Here is a 24472-nt window from a genome sequence, read left to right as displayed (position 1 = left end):
CCTCCGGGTCGCCGCGGGTCGCCGGGCTGATCCGGGACGGGTGTCGGAACAGGCGTGCCCCGCGGGGCACCCGCCAGCGGCACGGTGGCACCGGCGACGACAGCGGTCGGCCCCGACGAGGGACCCGTGGAAGCCGCCACCGCGACCACCGTGACCGCGGTCATCACCCCGGCCGCGACCGGCCGCCAGCGCCCGCGCCCGCGCGCCGCGTCGCCGGACCGGACACCCTCGCTGCCGCTGCCGCTGCCGCCGGCCCGGCGGATCTCGCCGGCGGCGCCGGCACCGACCACCTCGCGGGCCTGGCGAACCGGGGACCGGGATCGTGATCCGGCGCGGCGGCGTCCGCGTACCGGCATGCCGGGTCGGTCGTCGAGACTGGCCCGCAACCTGTCCAGTCGGGCGAGCCCGGCGGCATCCCGCTCCGTGGCGATTCTTGCGCCCGAGCCACTTCCGCTGCTTCCGCCGGCGGTGCGGGCCGGCGTGGGTGCCGGGCGAGGGCTCGTGAGGGCGTCCCTCAGCACGGTGCGGACCTGGCCCCGCGGCATGGCGTTGAGCACCGCGACGGTGGCGGGGTCGTCCATCCCACCGCTGTTCGGCCAGCCAGGCGGGGGAAGGCAGCCGGTGCCGGCAAGCGCGACGACGCGGGCCCAGGCCGCGACCGCCGGGTCCGGCGGGCCGTCGTCGCCACCGGGTCGGGCGGTCGTGCCGAGGCCCAGGTTGACCAGCCGTGGGCCGGTGAGGGAGAGCACGATGTCGTCGGGGGTCGGGACGCACAGGTCCCGGGCCGGGCCGCCGGCCCGACGGGCGGCGCGTAGTCCGTCGAGCAGCGCCGATGCGAGGACGTGCAGTTCGGCGGGGGAGAGCGGCCCGCGTTCGGCGACCTCCCGGGCCAGTGTGGGTCCGTCGACGAACTCGGTGACCAGGTAGGGCAGCCCCGCGAACCGCGACGGTGCCGCTGGCTCGGCGCCGCCGTCGGCGCTTGCGCTGGCCGGGAGATGGACATCGGGGTCGGGGGCGACGACTCCGGAGTCCAGGACCGCGCAGCGGTGCGGGCCGGCGGCGGCCCGGGCGCTGTTGGCAGCGGCGGCGAAGCGTTCACACAGGTGCGCGTGCAGCCGCCGCGCCGCGTCCGGGCCCTGCCCGGTGGCTGTGGGCGGTGGCTCCGAGTCCCGTTCGCTGACAGTGGGAGGTGGTTCCGGAACGCGCAGCGCTACCTGGGCGCCGCCGACGGCGCGGCTCAGGAAGACCAGCCCGCCCGGGCCCTGGGCTATCCGGCCGAGGACGGCGTAGGGGCCGATCGTGGACGGGTCGCCGTCCAGCAGAGGCCGCACCCGCCTGGGCAGGGCTGTGGCCGGCCTGGACGCGGCCGCAGTCATTCCGGACGCGGCCGTGGTCATACGGACTCCCGCCTGGTGGCGGCGTGCTGACCGACGGTGCTCACCCGGTCGAAGGTAGCCGCTCGGGCCGTTTCCGTGAAGACCGGTCCGCGTTCTTCGCTGCTCTTCGCCCCGGTTCGCCCGCCTCGACCCGCGAGCCGCGGGTGGAGGCGAGGGCTTCAGGTTGTGGGGGAATCGGGCCGGTACGTCCGCTCGATGCCGTCGAGTAGCCAGGTCAGCGCCTGCTCGAACCGTTCCGAGGCGAAGGGGGCGTCCCCGGCGAGCATCCGGGCCAGGTGTGGGAACTCCCCGCTGTGGAGCAGCTCCCGCAGGGTGGGCTCGGCGTCGATGCGGCGCCGCAGCCCGCACAACGGGCGCGGGACGTCGGCCTCGATGGCCCGCGCCGCGAGCTCCCGCATCGCGCAGCCGACGACCAGGTCGTCGACCGCGTGCACGATCGTTCGCTGGGCCGCCGGGTCGGTGGTGAGCCCGGACGCGACGGCGAGGGACTGCTCGATGTGCCGCAGCTTGTTCGGCCCGAGAGCGGGGCGCAGGCCGAGCGCCAGCGCCCAGGGATGGCGCAGCAGGCTCTGGCGGGTGAGGCGGGCGATCCGGGTGAGGCCGGTGCGCCAGTCCGGGCCGGTGTCGGCGAGGAGGTGCTCGGCGGTCAGCGCATCGAGCATCAGCTCCAGCAGTGCTTCCTTGTCCTGGACGTGGGTGTAGAGGGTCATCGTGCCGACGCCGAGCATGGCGGCGACGCGCCGCATCGAGACCGCGTCGAGTCCTTCGGCGTCGGCGATCTCCAGGGCCACGGCCACTATCCGCTCACGGGACAGCCCGGCCCGGCTGGCGGCCGGTCGGTCACCGGCTCCGCGGGGCCTGGCCGGGTCGACGGATGTGGTGTTCATCGCACGTTGCTCCCCGGATACGGTTTGGATTCCGTACAGCGTACGACGTAGGGTCGGTCGGACGTCCGTACGGTGTACGGGGACCTGGTCGCGGGCCGGCGCGGCCGCCAGATCGACGACCGGTGCGGCTGTGGGAGGGCGCGATGGCGAAGAGCAGGGGCAAGCCGAGAGCGAGATCCGCGGGATCCAGGGGTGCCGGGGCGCAGGCGCGCAGGCGGACCGGCACGGCGACGCCGGCCGCGGCGAGCGAGGCGGTGACGCCCGAAGCCCCGGCGGATGCCGCCGCGGGCGCTGGCGACCTCGGACCCACCGGCGGCGACGGCGCCGCGGCTGAGGCTGCTGCCGGTGGGGCTGCCGCTGGTGAGGTCGTCGCTGGTGAGGCTGCCTCTGGCGAGAGTGCCGACGGCGAGAGTGCCGACGGCGAGGCTGTCGATGCGGCGGCCGCGGGCGCCGGGGTGGCGCGCGAAGGCGCTGACAGCGAAGCGGCTGACCGCGAACAGGCTGACGTGGTGGCCGGGGCCGGCGAGGCGCCTGCCGAAAAGGCCGAGGTGGCGGCCGGGACGGTGGCTACCGACGAACCGGCGGCTGAGAAGGCCGAGGTGACGGCCGAAGCGGTGGCCGCTGGCGCGGGCGTGGCCGAGGAGAAGGCTGAGGGGCAGAGCCCGCCAGCCGAGCCCGAGCCTGAGGCCAAGCCCGAAGTCGAGGCTGAGTCCGAGATCGCGGCCGAGGCTGCGGTTGTGGCCGAGCCGGCGGAGGCGGTCGAGGTCAAGTCCGAGGCTGCGACCGGGACCGAGGCCGGGGCCGAGACCGAGACCGGATCTGGGACCGAGGCCGGATCCGACGTCGAGGTGCAGGCCGCGGTCGCGGATGGGAGCGCGGTGGAGCCGGAGGCCGGTGCGGAGCCGGTCGAGATCGTCGTTCCTGAGCAGGCGACCGCTGCCACGGTCGCGGTGGTCGCGGTGGCCGCGGTGGCGGCGACCCCGGCCGCCCCGCCGGTCGCGGTGACGTCGGCGGATGCGGTGACGTCCGAGGGCCTGGACTCGCCGGAGGGCACGGCGTCTCCGGAGGGCACGGTCGCGCCGGCCGGAGCCGCGGAGAAGGAGGCGCTCGCGCCGGGCCAGGTCGCCGGGGAGAAGACGGCCGCCCCGGCAGGCCGGGGGCGGCGGGTGCCGGCCTGGGCGGTGCTGGCCGTGTGCTGCTTCGCCCAGTTCATGGTCGTCCTGGACGTCTCGATCGTGAACGTCGCGCTGCCGTCCATGCAGACCGAGCTGGATCTGAGCTCGTCTGGTCTGCAGTGGGTGGTCAACGCCTACACGCTGGCCTTCGCCGGGCTGCTGCTGTTCGGCGGGCGGGCGGCGGACCTGTTCGGGCGGCGCCGGGTGTTCATCTCCGGGCTGGTGCTGTTCACCGCGGCCAGCCTCGCCGGCGGCCTCGCCGAGAACCAGGTCATGCTGATCGTCGCTCGTGCGGTGCAGGGGCTTGGCGGTGCGGTGCTCGCGCCCGCGACGCTGAGCATCCTGATGACCTCGTTCCCGGATCCGCGGGAGCGCGCCCGGGCGCTCGGCATGTGGGGCGCGACCGCCGCCGGCGGCGGCGCGATGGGTGCGCTGGCCGGGGGCGTGCTGACCGAGATCGCCGACTGGCGGTGGGTGCTGTTCGTCAACGTGCCGATCGGGCTGGTGCTGCTTGTCGGAGCGCGGGCGGCGCTGGTCGAGTCCCGTGGTCAGGCTCGCGGAGTGCGCGACCTGGACATCCCCGGCACCGTGACCGTCACGGCCGGGCTCACGGCGCTGGTCTACGGCATCGTGCGGACGGAGTCCAGCAGCTGGGGCTCGCCGGTGACCGTCGGCTGGCTGGTTGCCGCGGCCGTGCTCCTCACGGCGTTCCTGATCATCGAGTCACGTACCGAGAACCCGCTGGTGCCACTGGGCATCTTCCGGCGCAGGGCGCTGCGGTACGCGAACACGATCGGCGTCGTGATGGGCTCGATCATGTTCGGACTGTTCTTCTTCCTGACCCTGTACCTGCAGCAGGTGAAGGGGCAGGGGCCCCTCGAGGCCGGCCTGGCGCTGGTTCCCATGCCGATCATGATCATTGTCGGGTCGCAGGTCAGTTCCCGGACGGTCGGCCGGTTCGGCCCCCGTCCGCTGATCATCGGCGCGTCCGTGATCGTGGCGTCGAGTGTCTGCTGGCTCAGTGCGCTGAGCGCGCACGGCTCGTACTGGAGCGAGGTGTTCGGACCGCTCACCCTGCTGGGATTCGGGATGGGCATCAACATGGTCGCGGTGACGACAGCCGCCACCGCGGGGGTGCCGCCGCAGCTCGCCGGGCTCGCGTCCGGGCTGCTCAACACCGCGCGGCAGATCGGCGCCGCCGTCGGCCTGGCCGTCCTGGCGATCGTCGCGGACACGCACACCGACAGCGAGCTGGCCGCGGGAGCCGACCGGGCCGACGCGCTGACGTCGGGGTATTCGCTGGGATTCCTGGTGTGCGCGGCGCTCATGTTCGGGGCCGCCGCGCTGGCGGTGTTCATGCCGCGCAAGGAGTCACCGGTCGTCCCGGCTGGTGCCGCCCAGGCCCGCCCGGAACCGGAGCGCGTGGAGGCCCTCGCCGAAGCCTGACCCGCCCATCTGCGCGTCCGCCGGTCCGCCGGTCCGCTGGTCCGCCGGTCCGCTGGTCCGCCGGTCCGCCGGTCAGCCGGTCCGCGGTCCGCGGTCCGCGCAGACGAACGCCGAGTTCCGCGCCCAGGCCCTCCGGACCCTCCAGGCGCCCGTCCCGGGCTCCGGGTACACCGGGCCCGGAGAATCGAACAGCCAGCGTTGGGGCCCGTCACCACTGGTGACGGGCCCCAACGCTTCTCTGCGGCATCGGATCGAACACAGAGTAGTTTCTCAAACTCCCAAAGTAGCCAAACATCGAGAACGGACCCCGCCTCGCCTGGCTGACCCGCGGCGACGGCGAAGCGTGGCGGGTGAGTGAGTCCATGGACTCACTCACCCGCCACACATTTCCTTGGACCTGTCTGGGGTGGTTTGGCAGGTGGGGCAGGGGTGGTAGGGGGTGGTCCAGCCGCGGGAGTGGAGGGCCTTGGCGATGGTTGCCGCCACTCTGCACGGGTCGTTCAGGACAATGAATCCGGGGAATCGGAGGACGAGGAGGCCCTGGGTCTGGAGGCTGTTGTCCCGATCCATGTCGTCCCACCACTGGCGGGCCTCGGTATGGCTGAGCCGTCCGTCCAGCTCGACCGCGACACCGTAGGATTCATAAAAGGCATCGAGACGAGCTGAACGATTCCCGCGGTCGTGGTGTGCCTGGCGCCGCGGGACCGGCAGGCCGTGCGCCCTCCCAAGCTCTTCGTGACGAATCTCCAGCAACGACTCCGCGCCCTGCTCCGCGAGCACCAGAGCCTCACGGACAAGTCGGCGATGACGCAGCCGGGGCCTACGCTCCAGGGCACGCCCCAACCGCGCCGGTGTCGTCCGCCCCCGCTGCATCGCCTTCGCCACAAGCGCCTGGACGTCGTCAGGCCGCGTCGCCAGCTCGACCAGGTCGAGGACGGTACGGTCAAACGAGGTGCGGGTCGGCGCCCGGGAACGAAACACATCCCCGCGGCGAAGCTCGCGTGTTCGGTGCACGGCCACGCCCGGTGTGGCCCTGGGATGACCGGCGCCGACCACAAGCACATGCACAATCGGGGTCGGCGCCTCGACGAGGCCCCAGGCATGTGCGGCGGTCTGCCGACACAACACCGCGCCGGAACCGGCGAACAGCACCGCCGCCCACAGCCGTGCCGCCCAGCTCAACGGACCGCTGTGCGCGGAGTACACCCGCGGGTGCACACGCCGCCAACGCCCCGACCGGACCTTCCACCGAAGCCGATAATAATCAAACCCATTTTCCGCGGCCTGCTCCACCGTGAAAACACCAGCCTGAGCCCGAAGCAGCGCCACCCACCCGCGTCCCGTGTCATCCATCGCCCCACATTGCCACTCCACTCCGCCTGTGGATGAAACCCATCCACAGGCACCCCACGAGATAAAATCCGCAGCTTCACGACCGCATTGCTCCAAACCCCATTCAGGGGAAATCCAAGGCGCCGGCAGCAAGTGTGGCGGGTGAGTGAGTCTATGGACTCACTCACCCGCCACGGTTCTGCGACGGCGTCGCGGGTCAGCCGCGGGCGGGCGGTCTGGCGTGGGGGTGGTGGCGGCTGGGCCCGGCTGGTGTGCCTTGTGGCCGGTGGCGGCTGAGACCGGCCGGTCTGCCTTGTGGCCGGTGGCTGTCCCCGCCTCGGGGTCCGCCTCGCGCCGGCACCCCGAGCCCTGGGAGGAGTCGGAGGCCGACCCGTCACCAAGATCTGTATACGGAGATGGATACAAGTCGGGATACATGTTCATCGCCGTGTTACGTGACAGGACGTGAGCTGAAACGACCGCGCTCGACCCTGACCTGCATGCAGCACACCGGGGGATGGTCTTCGGACGCCCGACCGCCGACGGGGCGCGGATCCGCCCGCCCGGCAGCGGATTCGCCCCTGGACCTGATCCTCCTGGCGGCCCTCGCACGGGCCCCGCGCCGGCCGGCCGGAGGGGATCTCCCATCCCTTCGCGCGAAAGACACGTCATGACACCCACAGCACCGCTCACCGTGAGTGCGCGTCCCTACGAGTACACGTTCGACCCGGCGACGACCGCGCTCGTCCTCATCGACATGCAGCGCGACTTCCTGGAGCCGGGTGGCTTCGGCGAGAGCCTGGGCAATGACGTCTCCCAGCTGCGGAGCACGATCGAGCCGCTCGCGGCCGTGCTCGCCGCGGCCCGGGCCGTCGGTCTCACCGTGATCCACACCCGGGAGGGGCACCTGCCGGACCTCTCCGACCTCCCGCCGGCCAAGCTCAACCGGGGCGGCGCCACTCTGAAGATCGGTGACGGGGGCCCCAAGGGACGCATCCTGATCCGCGGCGAGTACGGCCAGGACATCATCGACGAGCTCGCGCCGGCCGAGGGCGAGCCCGTCATCGACAAGCCCGGCAAGGGTGCGTTCTACGCCACCGAGTTCGGTGACGTCCTGAAAGCGCGTGGGATCACCAGCCTCGTCGTCACCGGGGTGACCACCGAGGTCTGCGTGCACACGACCGTGCGCGAGGCCAACGACCGCGGCTACGAGTGCCTCGTCCTCTCCGACTGCGTCGGCTCCTACTTTCCCGAGTTCCAGCGGGTCGCCCTGGAGATGATCGCCGCGCAGGGCGGGATCTTCGGCTGGGTCGCCTCCTCCGAGCAGTTCCTCGACGCCCTCGCGGTTCTGGGCGCCTCCGCCGTCGCCTCGTCCGCCGTCGCCGCGTCCTGAATCCCAGGGAGACCGTACCCGTCATGATCAAAATCGGAAGCCCGCCGGCCGAGCGGTCGGTCAACCTGCCCTACTGGACGAAGGGCGACACCAACGCGTTCTTCGGCCTGGGCATCAACGTCCTGGTCAACGTCATCGTCCTGACGTCGCTGTGCCTGTTCGTGGTGAACATCCCCAAGGGGGACGTGTTCGGCGCGATCCTGCCCGCGCTGGGCATCGCGATGCTGCTCGGCAACTTCTTCTACGCCTGGCTCGGCCGCCGGCTGGCCCTCAAGGAGGGCCGTGGCGACGTCACGGCCATGCCGTACGGGCCGAGCGTTCCGCACATGTTCATCGTCGTCTTCGTGATCATGTTGCCGATCTACCTGCAGACGAAGGACCCGGTGGCCGCCTGGCAGGCGGGCCTCGCCTGGGCGTTCATCATCGGGATCATCGTCATGATCGGCGCCTTCGTCGGCCCGACGATCCGCCGCTACGCCCCGCGCGCGGCCATGCTCGGCACGCTCGCCGGCATCTCCATCGCGTTCATCTCGATGCGGCCGGCCGCGCAGATGTGGGACGCCGCCTGGATCGCGCTGCCGGTCTTCGGCCTGCTGCTCATCGGGCTGCTCACCGACCTGAAGCTGCCGTGGAACCTGCCGATCGGCGCGGTCGCGCTGCTGCTGGGGACGGCGATCGGCTGGATCGGCGGCTTCATGGACGCCCCCGCGGTCGGCGACGCGGCGAAGGACATCGCTGTCTCGCTGCCGACGTTCCACTTCGACAAGCTGATCGACGGCCTGTCCGACATCTCGCCGCTGCTCGCCACGGCCATCCCGCTCGGGGTCTACAACTTCACCGAGGGCATGACCAACGTGGAGAGTGCCGCGTCCGCCGGGGACAGCTACAACCTGCGGCCGATCCTGCTCGCCGACGGCCTCGGCGCGGTCGTCGGCGCGGCGCTGGGCTCCCCGTTCCCGCCCGCGGTCTACATCGGCCATCCCGGCTGGAAGGCGGCCGGTGGCCGGACGGGGTACTCGCTGGCGACCGGCGCCGTCATCGCGCTGCTGTGCTTCCTGGGGATGTTCAGCCTGCTCAACGCGGTGCTCCCGCTGCCGGCGATCGTGCCGATCCTGCTCTACATCGGGCTGCTGATCGGTGCGCAGGCATTCCAGGTGTCACCGAAGGCGCACGGCGCCGCGGTGGTGGCGGCGATCATCCCGAACATCGCGTCCTGGGCGGCGGGGCTCATCGACAACACGGTGACCACCGCGGTCGGCGTGGCGTCCAACCTCAACCCGTCGGTCCAGCTCACCGTCACCGACGACGATCTCGAGGCGAACAGCGTGCTGCTGCACGGGCTGCACGTCCTCGGCGACGGGGCCGTCCTCGCCGGTCTGGTCCTGGGCACGATCGTGGCGTTCATCATCGACAAGCGGTTCGTCCACGCGACGATCGCGTCCGTGGCCGGCGCGGTGCTGGCGTTCGTCGGCCTGATCCACGGCGAGAAGGTGGAGTGGAACGCCAGCGGCCAGGTCGCGCTGGGCTATCTGTTCCTCGCGGTGGTCTGCGCGATCTGGGCCCTGACGAAGCCCGCGCCGCGGGTGCCCGACGCCGAGGAGATCGAGCTGGAACGGGTGCACGGCGTGCCCCCGCAGCGCTCCCGCGGCGACGCCGCGCCGGCAGCCGTGCCGGAACCCGCGCCGGCAGCCGTGCCGGCAGCCGTGCCGGAACCCGCGCCGACGGCGGTGCCGGCGGCCGTGAACGGCGGGCGACCGGGCGCGGACGAGCCGTCCTCGGCTGAGCCCGCCACGGCTCAGCCCGCGACCGGGAAGCCGGCGGCAGCGACGTCCTGACTGCCGGGCGCCCCCGGCCGCCTGGCCCGGCCGGCCAGCGTGGCCGGGGGTGTCAGCAGCCGGGGGTGTCAGCAGCCGGATCGCCCGGCGGGCGTGCTGAGGAGCTACTCGGTCGGCTCGCCGCGCACGAACTTCAGCGAGACCTCCATGATCCCGTGGTCCTCGGTTGAGATACCCGGGATGCTCGGGTTCGGGATGCCGTAGTCGGCGAAGGTCACCGGGATCTGGCCGACGATCTGGATCTGGTCGCCGGCGCGGCGGGCCTGCAGGTTCATGGTCACCTCGCGGGCGGTGCCGTGCATGGTCAGCGTTCCGGTGGCCGGGTAGGTGCGCGTCTCGTCGGCGGCCGGCACCGAACCCAGGTCGATCGGCTCGGTGAGCGTGAACTGGGACGTCGGATAGGTGTCGACGTCCATGATCCGGCCGCGGAACTGGTTGTCGCGACGATCCTCGTCGCTGCGCACCGACGCCATCTGCACCTCGAACTGCGCCTCGGTGACGCCGTCGTCGGCGATGGTCATCGACCCGGACACCTCCGAGGTGCGGCCCGCGGCGGTCGTCTTCTGGCCGAAGAGGACCTCCTCGACCCGGTAGCCGGCCTCGGACCCGTCGGTGATCCGCCACACGCCGTCGACCGAATCGCCGGCCGTGGAACCGGCGGACGAGGTGCTGGGCCCGGGGTCGTCGAGTGCGAACTCCTCCGGGGCGTCCTCCTTGATCACGTTGATGTAGAACGCGGTGCCGCCCACGACCAGGACCGCCACGGCCACGACGGCGCCGACCAGGATCAGCGGCCAGCGCCGCTTTTTACGAGGCGTGCTGTCTGCCACCAGGTACCTACCTTCTTGAAGGTTCAATCATCCTGGGGGCAATGTTGCACAGGCAACCTGAGCTAAACCTGATGGCACGGCGACGGGCGCGTGTCGGCCCACGCCGCCCGATCACCGTCGGGGCGTGCTCGGCCCAGCTTCGGCATCGGGTCTGTCGGCCGTTCGGGGCCGGGATTTCTTCGTTGCGCCAGGCGATTCCTCCGGGCACGGTTCACGCGGTTCGCGGCCGGCGGCCCGGTCCGGCGGCGCGGTCGAGAGCCGGGCGAGCATCGCCTCGGTGCCGCCGGTCGCGCCGGCCAGGTGCACGGTGGTGCCACGCTCGGCGAACTTCTGCAGGACGTCGTCCAACGCGGCCACCCCGGCGGAGTCCAGGATCTGGGCGTCGGCGAGGTCGATGACGACCCGGGGCGGGTCGTGGGCGTAGTCGAAGGCGTTCACCAGGTCGTTGCTGGAGCCGAAGAAGACCGGGCCGCCCACGGCGTAGAGGCGCTCGCCCCCCTCCGGGTCGAGCACGCTGGTGACCTCGGTGAGGTGCGCGACCCGGCGGGTGAACAGCAGCGCGGAGAGCACGACACCCACCAGCACCCCGTACGCCAGGTTGTGGGTGGGCACGACCACCGCGACGGTCGCGACCATCACCAGGGTCTCCGAGCGCGGCATCCGCCGCAGCGTGGACGGCGCCACGCTGCGCCACTCGAAGGTCATCACCGAGACCAGGATCATGACCGCCACCAGGGCGGACATCGGGATCACGCCGACGATCCCCCGCAGCGGGACCACGAGAAGGAGCAGGAAGGCGCCGGCGGCGAAGGTGGACAGGCGCGTCCGGCCGCCGGAGGAGACGTTGACCATCGTCTGGCCGATCATGGCGCAGCCGGCCATGCCGCCGAGGAAGCCGTTGACGACGTTGGCGAGGCCCAGTCCCCACGCCTCCCGGTTGGCGTCGTGCGTGGTGTCGGTCATCCGGTCGACGATCTGCGCGGTGAGCAGGGTCTCCAGCAGGCCGACCGCGGTGAGCGTGACAACGTACGGCGCGATGATCCGCAGCGTCTCCCAGGTCATCGGGACGGACGGGAGCCCCGGGACGGGCAGCGAGCCGGGCAGGGCGCCCTCGTCGCCGACGGTCGGCACCGACAGGTCGAACGCGACGGTCGTCAGGGTCAGCAGGCCGACCGCGACCAGCGGCGGCGGCACGGCCCGGGTGAGCCGCGGGACGATGAGCAGGATGGCCAGGCCGGCCCCGACCAGCAGGTAGACCGGCAGCGACTCGCCGATGACGTGCGGCATCTGCGCCATGAAGATCAGGATGGCCAGTGCGTTGACGAAACCGATCATCACCGTGCGCGGCACGAAGCGCATCAGCCGCGCGACCCCGAGCCGGCCGAGCGCGAACATCGTCACGCCGACGCCGACCGTGGTCGCGAGCAGGTAGTCCAGGCCGTGGTCGCGGACCAGCGGTGCCGCGACGAGCGCCATCGAGCCCGCCGCCGCCGAGATCATCGCCGGGCGGCCGCCGGTGAAGGCGATGACGACGGAGATCGTGAACGACGCGAACAGGCCGACCTTGGGATCCACCCCGGCGACGACCGAGAACGAGATGGTCTCCGGGATGAGCGCCAGCGCGGTGACCAGGCCGGCCAGCAGCTCGACGCGGACCACGCGCAGCCCCGGCCACCGGACGCCCCACCGGACGCCGGCCAGCGCCGCCCAGCGGGCACCGGCCAGCCGTGGCCGGGCCCGGGGAAGGCGGGCACGGCGAACGGCGGGCTGGGGCAAGGGCTGGCCCCGGGACATCTCAGGCACGCGGAACTCTCACAGGCGCGAGGCGGTGACGTCGCGGCGTCGAGACGTCACCTCGGTGAACCGGTCGGCACGCCGGGGCGTCCCGCCAGGGCGGGCACACGCCACCGGAGTCGGGACACCCTCGCCTCTCCCGCCCGGACGGGTGGCATGCCATCCCGGCCCGGCGGCGGGGACGTCCCCCAACTCTTCCGGTAGGTCAGATATGACGATACAAAGCCCTCGAAACCGGATCTACGGGCCCTCCGGGTCAGGCCCGCGGCGCGCCCAACTGCTCGAGGTACCGCTGCATCTGGTCGATCTCCCAGGCCTGGTTGACCACCATCGCCCGGGCCAGCGCCCGCACCCGGTCGTCGTCGGCGTGCATCGAGGCGTACTGCGCCATGGCCACGCCGCCGCGGTGGTGGTGGATCATCAGGGTCAGGAACTGGACGTCCAGGTCGCGCCCGCTCGCCGCCGCGAGCGCGCCGAGCTCGGACTCGGTCGCCATGCCCGGCATCCGCACGGTCTCCCCGGTCCTACCGGTCATGCCGCCGCCGGGCATGGTTCCGTCGGTCATCGCGCCGGTCCCCGCGGTGCCGTGGTCGCCGTGGCCGCCGGCGCTGTCATCGGCCATCCAGGCCATGGGCGCGTTGGCGGACGTCGAGGTACGGCCCCAGCCGGACAGCCACGCGTCCATGACGCCGATCTCCCGCTGCTGGCTGAGCGCGATGTCCTGGGCCATGTTGCGGACGTCCGCATTGCCTCCGTGGTTGAACTCGACCATCGCCATCTGGACGGCCTGGGAGTGGTGCTCGGACATGTCCCGGGCGAAGCCCACGTCGACCGAGTTGTCGGCGGGCGGACGGTCCAGCAGCACGCGCAGGCCGGCGCCGCCGGCGAGCAGCCCGAGGACGGCGAACAGGACGAGCGGCGTCCACCAGAGCCGGACCCAGGCCGGCGCGCGGTCGGCCCGTGCCCCCGCCGGCCCGCTTCCGGCCGCGCCGACGAGGACGTCCTCGTCGCTTCCGGGGCTCGTCCGCTCGGCCTCCGCTGCGTCGGGCAACCCGGCGGCCTCGGTCACGGTGGGGGTCATACCGGAAGGCTTGGTCGCGGTGGAGGCCGCGGTGGAGGCCCTGGGCGCCGCCGCGTCGGTCTCGGCGCGTGTGCCGTCTGCGGTTCTGCTGTCACGTGGCATGGCGCTCACGCCCCGGTCTTCGTCGGCTCGGCTCATCACCGTCCAGTGTGGCCCACGGACGGCGCCCGGTCAGGGGCGAACCGCCCGCGCGGCCAGGTCACCCGGCCCCCGGTGAGTATCCGGCCGGCAGGGGGCCGGCCGTCCCGGGACGCTTCCCGGGGCGCTCAGACCTGCAGGTGTGAGTTGAAGACGAAGGTCCGCTTGCCGACCTGGACGCGGGTCCCGGGGACGAGCGGGGCGGGCTGGTGCGGGTTCAGCGGGGTCCACACCGTCGCCTCCGGCGGGGCGATGTAGGTGCCGTTCGCCGACCCGCGGTCGGTGATGACCGCGTCCCACCCGGTCAGGGTGATCACCGCGTGGACCCGGGACACGGCGCTCTCGCCGTCCTCGACGGGCAGCGGGCGCGCGTTGCCGGCGCGGACGGCCTCGTCGCGGTCCGGCTGACGCCCGATCACCAGGTCCATGTCGACGTTGACGGTCTGGCCGTCGTCGAACACCAGGACGCCCACCGCCGGCCGGGGGCCGAGCACCGTCCGGTTCGTCTGCTGGGCCAGCGAGAGGCCGCACTCGGCGCAGTAGGGCGCCTGCGGGTGGTTGAAGTGGCCGTGGGCGCACAGGACGCCCTCGACCTGGGGCTGCGACGGGTTCGGCAGGATCGTCTGCGCCTCGTCGTCCTCGATGAGGTCGGAGACGGTGAAGGTCTGCCCCGGCAGCTGCGTCATGGCGTCGTGGTCGTCGTCGAGGTCGTCGCCGAGATCGTCGTGCAGGCCGGGGGGGCCGCCCGGGGTGTGGCCCATCGAGCCCATCGAGCTGTGCCCGCCCCCGTGCTGGTGCCCGGACGAGTGCCCGGAGGGCGCCGGCTCCCGACCGGCGAGCTCCGTGGGCGGGTCCTCCTCGAGCTCGTCGAAGTCGGCGGCCTGCGTCGGCTCGGCGGCCGCGCGCATCCGGTGCGCCTCCTCCTCCTTGCTCAGCAGCGGGGTGAGCGCCGGCGGAGCTGTGGAGAGCGGGTCGGGCATGCGGGCGCCCGAGGTGGGGATCGGCGCCGCCCCCGTCATCGGCTCGCGCGGCGACTCGAAGCCGGCCAGCAGCGCGTCGGTCGAGGCCTTCGGGGCGGGCAGCGCCGGGGAGTCGTCGGCCACCAGGCTCACCGCGGTGCCCGGCACCGCGCCGATCCGCAGGTCCAGCGGGAAGCCCAGGTCGTCGATGCCGCCGGTGGGGGCGCCGTCGCCGATCGTGCCGGTCGGCCCGACCTCCAGCCGGGTGATCTCGGCGGGCAGCAGGCGGTCGACCCAGGTAGCCGAATCCACCCCGGACAGCGAGACGGGGGACGGGCCGGTCGCGACGACGTCCATCGCGCCGTGGACGAGCGCGGCGACGCGGTCGTTGACCGTCGTGAGGAGGCTGAAGTCGGGGACGCGGTCCGGATCGGCGTCGGCCAGCAGTCCGGCGACGCGGCGGACGAGGCGGCGGCCCATCGTCGCCGCCGTGCCGGCCTCGCCGGCCACCTCGGCGCACAGGGCAAGCAGCCGCTTGGTGGTCTCGGTGGTCTCGGGCCGGCCCACGTGGGCGACGACCAGCACCCCGGGCAGTCTGACGACCACGCCCGTGTGCCCGCCGTGCCCCGTGCCGACCACGACCCGGAAACGGTCTAGTCCCGCCATTGCCTCGCCCTTCGCCGCCCACCCGCGCCGTGCAAACGGTACCGATCTTCAGACTAGCGGCACCCGCGCACGGCGTACCGCACTTATCCTGCCGCGAGAGCGGTGGTTGGAACCTCCGGTGTCGCTGTGCGGACCCCACCGGCGGGGCAGCGGCGCGGCGGCCGCGGCGAACGTGGTAAAGGCCCCGGGAAGGCGGCGGCACCGCCGTCAGAGTAGTCGGCCACCGTGGAAACGCCACCGCAGGAACGGGACGCGCATCGGGCCGTTCGCGCAGAGCCACACCGCCAGCCAGACGAGCCCGAAATGGACGAGGAAGGCCTTTCCTTCGACGCCGTCCGCACCCGGAACGGCGCCCGCCCGCGCTGCCAGCCACACCAGCAGGCCCTCGTTCACCGCGGTGAGCAGGCCGAACATCGTCGGCCAGTCCTTTTCCCAGCGGAACTGCTGCAGCCCGTGGTAGACGAGCTCCCAGCCCAGCCCGAGAAGGGCGACCGCGCACAGCACGCCGAAACTCGCCCGCCACGCGGCCCCGGCAGATGCCTCGGTGGGCAGCAGCGGGGCGATCAGCGCCGTCAGAACGACCCCGACGGTGGCGAGTAGGAACAGGCGGGTCTGAAGCCGTCCGGCCAGGGTCGGCACCATGAGGCGATTTTCTCCGATCGTGTGCGGCGTCAGACCGGTTGGTTGCGCATCCAACGCACCCACTGCGACACCGAACGTGCCACCCCTATCCGGGGCACGAATCCCTCCGCGGCCAGGTCGTCACAGATTTCCTGGGCGGCGATCTGCAGACCGAGGAAGGTGTCGACGCCCGGGAAGTAGCCGCCGAGGGTCGCCGCGCCCGAGGCGTAGAGCCGCCCCGGCCCGTTGCGGGTCCCGCGGACCTCGAAGGTCCGCTCCACGTCCAGCCGGCCGAGCGGGTTGTGCCCGGCTCCGGAGTGGTCGAGCAGGTCTGCCAGCACCCGGTGCTCGCGGATGTCCGCCACCAGGCCGGTGGCGTCGATGACGTACGCCGCCGGCACCTCCAGCATCCCGTCGGCGGTGCGGACCCGGGTGACCACCGTCCCGTCCGTTCCGGGGGTGAGCCGCTCCACCTCGCCCACCCGGGTCACATACCAGCCCTCGTGCCGGCCGCGGGCGAGCTGAGCCTGCCACCGGCGCCGGCGGGGGGTGTTCGTCCCGCCGATCGTGTCGTAGAGCGCCTTACGCTCGTCGCCCTCCAGCATGCGCATGCGTGCCTTCAGCTGGCCGCCCCAGACCGACTTCGGGTAGTTGAACCCCTGGTAGGCCCAGCCGTCGCCGCCCCGGCGGCGCATGAACACGCTGGGGCCGTGCGAGCCGCGCACATACGTGCGGAACAGGTGCACGATGTGCGTCCTCGCCCCGTGCCGGTCGCGGTCGGTGATCAGCCGGTCGAGGATGCGGGAGGCCACGATGCCCGCCCCGCGCACCACGACGGTCGCCGGGTGCCGGATCAGCTCGTCGTAGACGTGCTCGTGCGGCTCGTAGGCGTTGACGACCCGCCGCACGTCCCCGTACCGGGAGCGGTACTCCTGCAGGTCCGGGAGGAACTTCAGCCCCGGGTAGCCGACGCCCAGGTGGACGTACCGGCTGCGGTAGGCGATCCGCTTCGTCGCGGACCGTCCGGCCGGGGGGGTGAGGACGGTCAGGTACCCCCCGCCCGCGCGGCGGCGGACCATCCGCACCTGCCCGGAGACCAACATCTCGGGGTACGAGATCCGGGCGGCCTCCCGGGCCATGCCGTCGAAGACCATCCTGATGCGGGGGGTGAAGTAGTCCGACAGCAGTGGCTCGGTCGCGACCCGCCACAGCGGTTCGACGAACCCGCGCAGGCCTCGGGCCGCGAACGCCTCCCGTACCGCGTAGGACGGGAAGGCCCAGATGTTGTCCGGGGTCGAGCTCGAGTCCGAGCGGATGCGCTCGTGGTCGGGGATCTGCGAGACCCGGGTCAGGTACCGGTAGGTCTGCCAGGGGGTGTCGATGTTGGACAGCACCCGGATCGCCGAGGTCGGCGCGCCCGCGATGCGCAGGTAGTCGACCAGGACGAACGAGCCGATCCCACCGCCCACCGTGACCAGGGGTGCGTCGTGGACGGGGATGCCGGCGTCGGCGAGCATGCGGTCCGTCCAGACCGACGTCTCGATCAGCCGTCGGGTGAGGTCGCCATGGGTCTCGCCCCCGCCCACCCGGGCTGGTGCGGGTGGTGCTGTGACGGGTGGCGCCTGCGGGGCCGCGGAGTTGCCGAGCACGGTGGTGGGGCCGTGGAGCGGGTCGTCCGGGCCGCCGGGCGGGTGTGGGCCGACCAACGCCTCCACCTCCTCGCCGGGCGCGCTCACCCGGGCCTGCCGCCGCGCGCCGGTGCGACCGGCGGCGCCGCGACCGGACTACCGGGACCGGACCGCCGCCAGGGCTGGACCGCCAGAACCGGGCCACCAGGGACCGGATTGCCAGGATAGGTGGCCCGGTGACCCTTCCGGGCGGGGTGTCCGAGGCAAGACACCGCCCGGTCGGCTCAGCCCAGGGCGCGGTCCAGGTGGATCGCCGCGCTGATCAGGGCCAGGTGGGTGAAGGCCTGTGGGAAGTTGCCCAGGGCCTCGCCGGAGGGGCCGATCTCCTCGGCGTAGAGCCCCACGTGGTTGGCGTAGGTGAGCATCTTCTCGAAGACCAGCCGGGCCTCGGTCGTGCGGCCGGCACGGGTCAGCGCCTCCACGTACCAGAACGAGCACAGGTTGAACGTGCCCTCGTCCCCGGTCAGGCCGTCGCTGCCGTCCGCGGCGTACCTGCGCACCAGGCTGTCGCTCACCAGCTCCGAGCCGACCCGGTCCAGCGTCGACAGGAAGCGGGGGTCGGTCGGGCCGGAGAACTTCACGAGCGGCATGCACAGCAGCGAGGCGTCCAGCCGCGGCGAGCCCGGGAACTCCATGTAGGCCCCCTTCCGGGGATCCCAGGCCTCGTTCTGGACGAACCGGTAGGCCCGCCCGGCGTGGTCCTTCCAGTCGTTGGTGGGCCCGGGCAGACCGCGCTGCCGGGAGATCCGGCAGGCACGCTCGAACGCCACCCAGGTCATGACCGCCGAGTAGGTGAAGCGCTGCCGTCCGCCCCGGGTCTCCCAGATGCCCTCGTCGGGCTGTTCCCAGTGCCTGGCCAGCCAGTCGAGCTGACGGCCGAGCGCCTCCCACAGCCCGAAGGAGATCGGGACCTGCTTGTTGTACAGGTACACCGAGTCCATCAGCTCGCCGTAGATGTCGATCTGGAGCTGGCCGGCGGCGCCGTTGCCGATGCGCACCGGCCTCGAGCCCCGGTAGCCCTCGAGATGGTCGAGGACGATCTCGTCCAGGTCGGCGTTGCCGTCGACGCTGTACAGCACGCCCAGGCCGAGCTCGGGCGGCGCCTCCTTGCAGCGCTGCTCGAGCCAGTCCATGAACGCGGCGGCCTCCTCGGTGAACCCGAGGGCCATCAGCGCGTAGGTGGTGAACGCCGCGTCGCGGATCCAGGTGTAGCGGTAGTCCCAGTTGCGCACCCCGCCCAGCTCCTCCGGCAGGGAGGTGGTCGGCGCCGCGATGAGTGCTCCGGTCGGGCGGTAGACCAGCAGCTTGAGCACCAGCGCCGAGCGCAGCACCATTTCCCGCCAACGGCCGTGGTACCGGCCCCGGCGCACCCACGTCTGCCAGTACTCCAGCGTCCGGGTGAACAGGTTGTCGGCCTCGCCGGGCTGCAGCGGGCGGATGCGGGAGTCCCACTCGAGGACGATGTCGGCCGTCTCGCCCATCGTCAGCTCGAAGTCGCAGGCGACCGCGGTGCCCTCGATCCGCAGCGGCAGCGCCGTGCGCAGCACGAGGGTGCCGGTGGCCGACTCGAAGACCGCGCCGGCGCCGGGCACCAGCGTCACCGTGTGGGAGGCCCGCCCGTAGTCGAACCGGGGGTCGCAGCGCAGCCGGAACCCGGCGGTGCCGCGCACGGCGCGGGCCTGGCGGACGACCACGTGCGGCGTCTCGGTCAGGTCGTTGTCGACCGGGACCATGAAGTCGACGACCTCGCCCACCGAGTGCGGCGTGAGGAAGCGGGTCATCAGGACGTTCGAGTCGGGCAGGTAGAGCTGCTTGGCCTTCGACTGCGAGCAGTGGATGCGGAAGGAGCCGCCGCGGTCGGCGTCGAGCAGGCTCGCGAAGACCGACGGGCCGTCGAAGCGCTGCGGGCAGTACCAGTCGATCGTGCCGTCCGTGGCGACCAGGGCCACGGTGCGCAGGTCGCCGATGACCGCGTGCTCCTCGATCGGCGGGTAGTCGGATGCGGGCATGCGGACCTCCGCGGGTGGGGATGTCCGGGCGCGGCCGGAGGACGGGCCTTGCGGGAAGCCCCCGGGCGGGCGGTGCGTCGCCTCGGGGAGTGGTCACTGCAGCCCACTTCGGCGTGGTCAGCCGAAGGTATCCCAGCGGGCAGGCCATCCCGCCCGTCCCGCCAGGCCGGCGGCCACCGCCGAAAGTGCCCCCCACTACCCGATCGGGGTAGGCCGGGAGTAGCCCGGCGCGGGGGGCTCCGGGCAGGTGGCCCGGGGCGGAAGTCCCTGTTCTGACGGTGAAGTCGCCGCTGCGGCGACCGTCGCGGGACGGGGGTGCGGCGGAGGGCCCGGCGGGCTGTGGAGGGTCTCGGGTGCCCGGTGCCTGGGCGGGCGCCCTACGATCGCGCCATGACCGAGCAGCTGCCGACCATCGCGGACGGTCGAGCCAGCCTTGTCATGTTCGCCCGTGGCGACCGGGTTTTCCCGGTGGACGATCTTGGCGGCGGGGTGTGGTCTCGTCGTGGCACGGTGCTGTCCGTGCATCCGGCGTCACACGAGGAGGCGCAGCCGGTCGGGGGCGGCGTCCGGGTCGATGCGGTGCCCTCGGCCGCGCCGTCGACCGCCCGGGCGACGGTGCTGTGGGACGACGGCTCCGCGGAGGTCCTCGCCGAGGACAAGCTCTGCCTGGTCTACGACCAGGAGGCCCCGGTGGGCATCCGGGTGGTCACGATGGAGATGAGCCAGCCCTTCGACGTCGTCGACCACGGGGGCCACGTCGTCCTGGTGCTGCGGGAGGGGCTGCTGGCCGCGGCGGACGTCGGCGCGCTGCGTGCCCGGCTTGGCCGGGTGCGCGCGGCGCTGGCCCCGGGCCACGGCGACGCCGCGTCGGCGGCGGAGATCCGCCGCCGCGACCTGAGCCTGCTGAACGCGCTGATAGCCGAGCTCACCGGCCCGCCGCCGGACGACGTCCCGCACCTGGACTCCGCGCGCCTGGATCCCGCGGGCCCGGACGCCGCGCGCCGCGATGCCGCCGCCCGTCTGGACGCCGCCCGCCGGGACATCGCGCGCCTCGACGCGGCCCGGCTGGACGCCGCCCGTGCCGATGCCGGGGGCGCGCGCGGCGCTGGGCGTACCGACATGGCCGGGGGGCGTTCCGAGGTCGCTGTCGGGCGGGCCGATGTGGCTGTGGGGCGGCCCGAGGCTCCCGCGGGCGTTCCCGGCGGCGCGGCCGGGCTGCCCGCCGGTGGACGTCCGCCGACGGCGCGGCGCCCCGACGTGCTCGTGGCGGGCTCCGGGCCGGGGCATCCCGTGGCGGTGGGGAACCAGGACGTGACGGTCGGGAGCCCTGGTGGGGACCGGCCGGTCGCCGAGGTGGGACGCCAGGCGGACCCGGCTCGGCGCGAGGCGCCGCGGCCCGATGTCTTCGTCGGACGCGTCGATCCGGCACGGTCCGACGTCGGCCGGTCTGGCCCTGGGCGTTCGGACCTCGACCGCTCGGATCCTGACCGCTCGGACCTCGGCCGATCGGAGGCGGCGCGCCTGGAGATGGCGAGGGCCGAAACGCTGCGGGCAGAGATACTGCGAGCCGAAATACAGCGGGCCGAAGCGATGCGGGCTGAAGCGGCCCGCGGTGAAGCGGCCCGCGGCGACGCCGTGCGGGCTGATCGGGTACGTCCCGACGTGGTGGTGGGAACCCCCGGCCGGCGCCGCCCAAGGTTTCGCCGGGACGCTGCCCGGTGGGGACTCAGGAGGTCGAGTACGGCCCCGGACGCACACCTGGGCCGTAGGCGTTGCTGCCGTTCATGCCGGCCCGCGGCTGTTCGGTCATGGCCTGGCTGACCTTGGACGCGATCGCCTCGGTGAGACGGATCGCCTGGGTGAGCGAGAGGTTCAGAACGATCTCGCTGTCATCGGTCATCGCGAAGCGCACCGACACATCCGCCATGCTCTTTCCTCTCAGTCCTGGTCCCCCGGACACCCGTGGCCGGTGACCGATCGTGTCGAGGAGACCTGTCAGGGCCTCCCCGTCTCCGCGGCCAAGGGACGTGGTGACCGATCCACGATCCCCGATCGGGTTGTCGGGGCGTGCGTGACCCCCCTCGTTCGGCGGTGGTGTGCTGCTGCTAGCTACCGTCGGTGTGGACTTTCGGTGACTGGCCATGTCGAAATGTCTCCCCCGTACCGGCCTTACTCTGCCAAGACCTTCTCTCAGTGATGGTGCCACTTCATGATGTGGCCGCCGGTAGGGGGACTTTCCGGCAAAGGTGACATGAGACACGGCTGTGGTCTGTTTGTCGTGGCTGGCGCCCGCCGTCACGCCGATCGGCGGGCCCCGGGCGGCTCTCTCCGGGCGCTCCCGCCCTGGGTGGAGGCCCTGTCCGGGGCTGATTCCGTCAGATCCACCCGGGAAACCACATACGTATTCGCCAAGATGAATAAGGAATCACCTCGGCGGCCAGGATCGGGTAGAAGTAGGCGAACAACAGGACCACGATCACCGTGTACACGCCGACGGACAGCGCGCCGGCGAGCCGCCTGGTCTCGGACGCGTCGCGCGGCCCGAGGGCCAGCCCTGCCATCGCCGTCAGCCCCAGCACCAGGAACGGCAGCGAGGGCAGCGCGTAGAAGAAGAACATCGTCCGGCTGGGGAACAGCAGCCAGGGCAGGAACGCCGAGCCGAAGCCGACGAGCACCAGTGCCGCCCGCCAGTCACGGGCGCGCACCCACAGCGCCAGCGAGCCGACCAGCGCCGCCGTCCCGCCCCACCACACGGCGGGGTTGCCCAGCGCGATGACCTCCCGCGAGCAGCCGTTGACCGCCGTGCAGCCCTCGGCGCCATACGCGGGGGAGCTGTAGAAGTAGGCGATCGGCCGGCCGAGTACCAGCCAGCTCATCGGGGTCGACCGGAACGGGTGCGAGTCGGACAGGCCCTCGTGGAAGTGCAGCACCTCCATCTGGTAGTCCCACCAGCCGTGCCAGGCGGCGAGGAAACCGTGCCCGTGCCGGTCGCGGTACCAGCCGCCGTCGGTGACGAACCAGCCCGTCCAGGTCGCCAGGAAGGTCACGACGGGCACCGCGACGCAGCCCGTCAGCCATCCGGGCAGGTCCCGGCGCAGTGCGCCCAGCACGGGGGAGTGGGCGCCGGCAGTGCGGCGGGCACCGACGTCCCAGGCCAGCGCGAGCGCGGCGAAGCCGACGATCGTGTACAGCGCGCTCCACTTGACCCCCATGGACGCGCCGAGGGCCACGCCCATCGCGAGCCGCCACGGGCGCAGGCCGAGCCGGGGGCCGAACCGCGTGTCGGCCGGCGTCGGGCCGGCGCCGGCCGCGGCCTGGTCGAGGCGGTCGGCGAGCCGGCGCCGGCCGTCGTCACGGTCGTGCACCAGGCAGGCCAGGGCGATGACGATGCCCGTCATCAGGAAGATGTCGAGGATGCCGATCCGGCTCTGCACGAACTCCAGCCCGTCCATGGAGAGCAGAAGGCCGGCGAAGCAGCCGAGCACCGTCGAACGGAACATCCGGCGGGCCGCGCGGGCGAGCACGAGCACCGCCAGCGTGCCCGCGAGCGCGGACGAGAAGCGCCAGCCCAGCTCGGGGCTGCCGTGCGGGGTGCCCGCGCAGTCGACGTAGCCGAACAGCCACTGCGACGCGGCCATGAGCCACTTGCCGAACGGCGGGTGGACGACGTAGGCGGGCCCGTCACAGGTCTTCGAGTTGATCTCGTACCCGGCGGTCATGAGGCCCCAGGCGTCCTTGACGTAATAGACCTCGTCGAAGTACAGCCCGCGGGGCTCGGTGATCCGCCAGAACCGCAGGATCCCGGCGGTCACCGCGACGAACAGGGGCGCCAGCCATCCGACGGCGCGGTCGCCGGGCATCGGCGGGCACAGCCGCTCGCGCGGCGTACGGCCGGTTCTGGCGGCAGTGGCCGGTTCCGGGCGGCTGGGCTCCGATGCGCCAGTCTCGGAACGGGGTAGGTGCGCCGTCGTCGCCGTCACACCGATCAGGGTAGGTCCTGCCCCCTGGCAGACTGGTCGGGTGTCCGGGACCCTCGTGCTGTGCGGTGCCCCGATCGGTGACGTGCGCGACGCGAGCCCGCGGCTGGGCGAGGTGCTCGCGACCGCCGACGTGATCGCCGCCGAGGACACCCGCCGGGTGCGCCGGCTCGCGCACGCGCTCGGGATCACGATCACGGGGCGGGTCGTCTCCTGTTACGACGCCGTCGAGGGCGCCCGGGCGGAGATGCTCACCGAGCAGTTGCTCGCCGGCCGCACCGTCGCGCTCGTCACGGACGCGGGCATGCCCGCGGTCTCCGACCCCGGCTACCGGGTCGTCGCGGCGGCGGCCGCGGCCGGGGTGGCGATCACCGTGGTCCCCGGGCCGTCGGCGGTCACGGCGGCGCTGGCCGTCAGCGGGCTGCCCTCGGACCGCTGGACCTTCGAGGGGTTTCTGCCCCGCAAGGCGGGCGAACGCCGGTCACGGCTGCGCGGGCTCGCCGCGGAGAGCCGGACGATGGTCTTCCTGGAGTCGCCGCACCGGCTGGGCGCGTCGCTGCGTGACCTGGCGGAGGCCTTCGGCGGGCCGCGCCGGGCGACGCTGTGCCGGGAGCTCACGAAGACCTGGGAGGAGATCGTCCGCACCGACCTGGCCGGCCTGGTCGACTGGGCCGGCGACGGGCGCACCGTCCGGGGCGAGTTCACCCTGGTGATCGCCGGCGACGCGAGCGCCGGGACGGCCAGGCCCGCCCGGGAGGCCGGAGCGAGCGCACCAGTTGGCGCGCTCTGGGCAGAGACGGGGCCGCACAAGGCCGGTGCCGCGGCCGGGCCGGGGGCTGGTCCCGCGGCGCCCACTCAGGCCGGGCCGGAGGTGCTCGCCGCGGCGGTGGCCCGCCTGACGGCGGGCGGCATGCCGGCGCGGGACGCGCGTAAGGCGGTGGCCGCCGAGTACTCCCTGTCACCCCGGGAGGTGTACGCGGCGGTGATCGCCGCCCGCGACCTGGAACGGACAGAGACCCCGGGAACAGACGAGGGGTGAGCCGCCCCGGCCCGCCCGGGTGACCGGGGGCGCCAGGGCGCCGGTGCGGAACTCGCACTTCGGGGCGGTGATTCCTGGCGATGTCGTGCCGTGCAGTGCCGCTCGCACAGACCATCGCACGGACCATGAGGGCCTGGAGCCACGTCGTGCCGCGGCGGTTTGCGAGGCCACGGCAGGTCCTTTCTCATATGTGGTCTCGGTGTGG

Annotated in this window: 17 protein-coding genes; 5 read left to right on the top strand and 12 right to left on the bottom strand. The window is 72.9% G+C overall.

The features are described from left to right. Both FMEAI12_RS18290 and FMEAI12_RS18285 read right to left on the bottom strand, forming a co-directional pair. Nucleotides 1-1397 (bottom strand): hypothetical protein (locus FMEAI12_RS18290; protein WP_112106974.1); only part of this gene is annotated, 1397 nt, incomplete at its 3' end. A gap of 158 nt (nucleotides 1398-1555) precedes the next feature. Next, entirely contained in the window at nucleotides 1556-2284 is a 729-nt protein-coding gene (locus FMEAI12_RS18285) for a TetR/AcrR family transcriptional regulator (RefSeq protein ID WP_112106971.1), read from the bottom strand. 143 nt (nucleotides 2285-2427) lie between these two features. On the opposite strand from FMEAI12_RS18285, the gene FMEAI12_RS18280 reads away from it, so the two are divergent. After that, entirely contained in the window at nucleotides 2428-4905 is a 2478-nt protein-coding gene (locus FMEAI12_RS18280) for an MFS transporter (protein WP_112106973.1), read from the top strand. A 372-nt stretch (nucleotides 4906-5277) separates the two neighbouring features. On the opposite strand, the gene FMEAI12_RS18275 is transcribed toward FMEAI12_RS18280, so the two are convergent. Continuing rightward, a complete protein-coding gene (locus FMEAI12_RS18275) occupies nucleotides 5278-6234 on the bottom strand; it encodes a type IV toxin-antitoxin system AbiEi family antitoxin domain-containing protein (RefSeq protein ID WP_235014160.1) in 957 nt (318 codons plus the stop codon). Between the two features lie 673 nt (nucleotides 6235-6907). Between FMEAI12_RS18275 and FMEAI12_RS18270 the strand changes: the two genes are divergently transcribed. Further along, entirely contained in the window at nucleotides 6908-7630 is a 723-nt protein-coding gene (locus tag FMEAI12_RS18270) for a cysteine hydrolase family protein (protein ID WP_071059106.1), read from the top strand. Nucleotides 7631-7653: 23 nt separating this feature from the next. Next, complete coding sequence (locus FMEAI12_RS18265) at nucleotides 7654-9465, top strand: regulator (RefSeq protein ID WP_112106969.1); 1812 nt, start codon at nucleotides 7654-7656, stop codon at nucleotides 9463-9465. Nucleotides 9466-9569: 104 nt separating this feature from the next. Here FMEAI12_RS18265 and FMEAI12_RS18260 read toward each other — a convergent pair whose 3' ends face one another. From FMEAI12_RS18260 to FMEAI12_RS18230, 7 genes are all read right to left on the bottom strand, one after another. Then, nucleotides 9570-10295 (bottom strand): YceI family protein, encoded by a 726-nt coding sequence (locus FMEAI12_RS18260; protein ID WP_112106968.1) that lies wholly within the window; start codon nucleotides 10293-10295, stop codon nucleotides 9570-9572. Nucleotides 10296-10406: 111 nt separating this feature from the next. Further along, complete coding sequence (locus FMEAI12_RS18255) at nucleotides 10407-12089, bottom strand: SulP family inorganic anion transporter (protein WP_235014164.1); 1683 nt, start codon at nucleotides 12087-12089, stop codon at nucleotides 10407-10409. A 256-nt stretch (nucleotides 12090-12345) separates the two neighbouring features. After that, nucleotides 12346-13272 (bottom strand): DUF305 domain-containing protein, encoded by a 927-nt coding sequence (locus tag FMEAI12_RS18250; RefSeq protein WP_235014162.1) that lies wholly within the window; start codon nucleotides 13270-13272, stop codon nucleotides 12346-12348. 164 nt (nucleotides 13273-13436) lie between these two features. Continuing rightward, on the bottom strand, nucleotides 13437-14933 hold the full coding sequence (locus tag FMEAI12_RS18245) for an FHA domain-containing protein (RefSeq protein ID WP_112106965.1): 1497 nt from the start codon (nucleotides 14931-14933) through the stop codon (nucleotides 13437-13439). A 207-nt stretch (nucleotides 14934-15140) separates the two neighbouring features. Beyond that, nucleotides 15141-15575, bottom strand: a complete 435-nt coding sequence (locus FMEAI12_RS18240) for a hypothetical protein (RefSeq protein ID WP_071059118.1) — start codon at nucleotides 15573-15575, stop codon at nucleotides 15141-15143. A 29-nt stretch (nucleotides 15576-15604) separates the two neighbouring features. Beyond that, the gene (locus FMEAI12_RS18235; protein WP_112106972.1) at nucleotides 15605-17260 is read right to left on the bottom strand and encodes a hypothetical protein; all 1656 of its coding nucleotides are present in this window, start codon (nucleotides 17258-17260) and stop codon (nucleotides 15605-15607) included. Nucleotides 17261-17466: 206 nt separating this feature from the next. Further along, nucleotides 17467-19251, bottom strand: coding sequence for a glycoside hydrolase family 15 protein (locus tag FMEAI12_RS18230; protein ID WP_071059120.1), 1785 nt, complete (start codon nucleotides 19249-19251; stop codon nucleotides 17467-17469). A 390-nt stretch (nucleotides 19252-19641) separates the two neighbouring features. On the opposite strand from FMEAI12_RS18230, the gene FMEAI12_RS38325 reads away from it, so the two are divergent. Next, the gene (locus tag FMEAI12_RS38325) at nucleotides 19642-21072 is read left to right on the top strand and encodes a hypothetical protein (protein ID WP_235014158.1); all 1431 of its coding nucleotides are present in this window, start codon (nucleotides 19642-19644) and stop codon (nucleotides 21070-21072) included. Here FMEAI12_RS38325 and FMEAI12_RS38320 read toward each other — a convergent pair. Further along, entirely contained in the window at nucleotides 20978-21178 is a 201-nt protein-coding gene (locus FMEAI12_RS38320) for a hypothetical protein (RefSeq protein ID WP_018502051.1), read from the bottom strand. The genes FMEAI12_RS38325 and FMEAI12_RS38320 overlap by 95 nt on opposite strands. Before the next feature lie 448 nt (nucleotides 21179-21626). Then, the gene (locus FMEAI12_RS18215) at nucleotides 21627-23231 is read right to left on the bottom strand and encodes a dolichyl-phosphate-mannose--protein mannosyltransferase (RefSeq protein WP_112106964.1); all 1605 of its coding nucleotides are present in this window, start codon (nucleotides 23229-23231) and stop codon (nucleotides 21627-21629) included. Between the two features lie 40 nt (nucleotides 23232-23271). On the opposite strand from FMEAI12_RS18215, the gene rsmI reads away from it, so the two are divergent. Beyond that, nucleotides 23272-24267, top strand: a complete 996-nt coding sequence (rsmI, locus tag FMEAI12_RS18210; RefSeq protein ID WP_112106963.1) for a 16S rRNA (cytidine(1402)-2'-O)-methyltransferase — start codon at nucleotides 23272-23274, stop codon at nucleotides 24265-24267. Nucleotides 24268-24472 lie beyond the last annotated feature (205 nt).

The organism is Parafrankia sp. Ea1.12, from assembly GCF_900465275.1.
Lineage (GTDB): Bacteria > Actinomycetota > Actinomycetes > Frankiales > Frankiaceae > Parafrankia > Parafrankia soli.
This window is presented reverse-complemented; position numbering and strand designations above follow the sequence as displayed.

Bases quoted from the DNA above. Each gene is read 5' to 3' on its own strand.
- FMEAI12_RS18270 (WP_071059106.1), top strand. From the start codon at position 6,908: ATGACACCCACAGCACCGCTCACCGTGAGTGCGCGTCCCTACGAGTAC.
- FMEAI12_RS18245 (WP_112106965.1), bottom strand. From the start codon at position 14,933: ATGGCGGGACTAGACCGTTTCCGGGTCGTGGTCGGCACGGGGCACGGC.
- FMEAI12_RS38325 (WP_235014158.1), top strand. From the start codon at position 19,642: ATGACCGAGCAGCTGCCGACCATCGCGGACGGTCGAGCCAGCCTTGTC.
- FMEAI12_RS38320 (WP_018502051.1), bottom strand. From the start codon at position 21,178: ATGGCGGATGTGTCGGTGCGCTTCGCGATGACCGATGACAGCGAGATC.
- FMEAI12_RS18240 (WP_071059118.1), bottom strand. From the start codon at position 15,575: ATGGTGCCGACCCTGGCCGGACGGCTTCAGACCCGCCTGTTCCTACTC.
- FMEAI12_RS18265 (WP_112106969.1), top strand. From the start codon at position 7,654: ATGATCAAAATCGGAAGCCCGCCGGCCGAGCGGTCGGTCAACCTGCCC.
- FMEAI12_RS18285 (WP_112106971.1), bottom strand. From the start codon at position 2,284: ATGAACACCACATCCGTCGACCCGGCCAGGCCCCGCGGAGCCGGTGAC.
- FMEAI12_RS18255 (WP_235014164.1), bottom strand. From the start codon at position 12,089: ATGTCCCGGGGCCAGCCCTTGCCCCAGCCCGCCGTTCGCCGTGCCCGC.
- FMEAI12_RS18250 (WP_235014162.1), bottom strand. From the start codon at position 13,272: ATGCCACGTGACAGCAGAACCGCAGACGGCACACGCGCCGAGACCGAC.
- FMEAI12_RS18230 (WP_071059120.1), bottom strand. From the start codon at position 19,251: ATGCCCGCATCCGACTACCCGCCGATCGAGGAGCACGCGGTCATCGGC.
- FMEAI12_RS18280 (WP_112106973.1), top strand. From the start codon at position 2,428: ATGGCGAAGAGCAGGGGCAAGCCGAGAGCGAGATCCGCGGGATCCAGG.